This window comes from Microbacterium sp. BF1, from assembly GCF_019279095.1.
In the GTDB taxonomy this organism is placed as follows: Bacteria; Actinomycetota; Actinomycetes; order Actinomycetales; family Microbacteriaceae; genus Microbacterium; species Microbacterium maritypicum.
Genome location: NZ_JAGYWT010000588.1, coordinates 1 through 1,430, shown reverse-complemented (window position 1 = coordinate 1,430; position 1,430 = coordinate 1). Strand labels below are relative to the sequence as shown.

Here is a 1,430-nt window from a genome sequence, read left to right as displayed (position 1 = left end):
AGCTGCCCGCACCGATCCGCCCCGATCGATCAACGCCAGAAACGCCAACCTCTGCTGCTCGGTGTACTTCCTCGCCGGCATCTCCGCTCCTCGCCGCTGGTGTTGCGACGACTGCTGGAATCCAAGCTGTGGCTGGCGGAGGTCGTGGCGCACGCCCTCCCTGGTGAACCCGAAGCATGGGGGCTGGTGGCGCTGCTGAAGTTCCATCGCAGCAGGGAGCCCGCCCGAGCGCTCGAGGGCGAGATGGTGCTGCTCGCCGACCAGGACCGGACGCGGTGGGACGCCGCGCTTCAACGCGATGCCCATCGAGCGCTCTCGCGCGCTGCCGGGATGCGGCGGTCAGGTCGTTGGCAGTTGCATGCGGCCATCGCCGCGTGCCATTCCGATGCGCAGCACTTCGCCGACACGGACTGGGCCCAGATCGTCGCGCTCTACGATCTGCTTCTCGTCCACGATGCGTCGCCCGTGGTTCGTCTCAATCGCGCCGTCGCGGTCGGGCAGACCGGCGACGTGAAGCACGCGCTCGCAGAGGTGGAGGTCCTTCATGATGATCTGGTGCGCTTCCACCTCTGGCATGCCGTGCGCGGTGACCTGCTGCGGCGAACTGGACGGGAAGAGGAGGCTCTCGCGGCACTCCGCGATGCCCACGAGCTCGCGGTGAACGACGCGGAGCGACGCCTGCTCCGCTCCCGAGTATCGCTCGAGCTCTGACCGACCCCGGTTCGACGGATCAGGCGAGGGCGTGCGACACGAGGCGCTCGAGCGTGCGGATCCCGTCGCGCGAGAGGATCGACTCGAGATGTCCCTGCACCGAGGCGAAGTGCGCCCCGCGGAGCGCGTACACATCGCCGGAGTCGGGATCCGCTGACACGTCGGCATCCCCGACGGTCATCGTGCCAGGGCTGACCCGCGCGGTGAAGGTGTTATAGAAGCCGATCGATGCGTCCTCTCCGAACACCGGCACGGACTTCTGCAGACCCTGATGCGGGGTATCGAGCGGAGTCAGCGAGATGCCGAGCCTGTCGGCGAGGATCTGGTGGCTGAGGCACACCGCGAGCAGCGGTGCGTCGGAATCGAGCCGACGCGCGACCACGGCGCGCATCCTGGCGATGCGGGCGTTCTCCGTATCCCGCGGATCTCCGGGACCTGGGCCTGCGACGACGAGGTCTGCGGCATCCAGATCGGCGTCCCGCACCTCGCTCCAGGGGGCGATGGTCACCGCGAGACCCAGATGGCGCAGCTGGTGGGCGAGCATGGTCGTGAAACGGTCCTCGGCATCCACGACGAGGGCCGAGTGTCCGGCGAACGGGCCCGTGAACTCCTCGCCCTGCGGGTTGAGCCAGAACTCGGCCAGACGGGCGTTGCGCGACGAGAGCAGCTCGGAGATCGCGGGGCCGTCGGCGAGGGCACGTGCCGCGCCCGGAGCGTCC

At 69.0% G+C, this 1,430-nt stretch carries 2 protein-coding genes; one reads left to right on the top strand and one right to left on the bottom strand.

The window, feature by feature from the left end; genetic code table 11:
• On the top strand, positions 1-711 hold a 711-nt coding region (locus KZA10_RS15145), incomplete at its 5' end, for a DUF6596 domain-containing protein (protein WP_374196601.1).
• Positions 712-730: 19 nt separating this feature from the next.
• Here the strand turns inward: KZA10_RS15145 and KZA10_RS15140 are convergent.
• A partial coding sequence (locus KZA10_RS15140; RefSeq protein ID WP_218683299.1) for an aminodeoxychorismate/anthranilate synthase component II occupies positions 731-1,430 on the bottom strand: 700 nt, incomplete at its 5' end.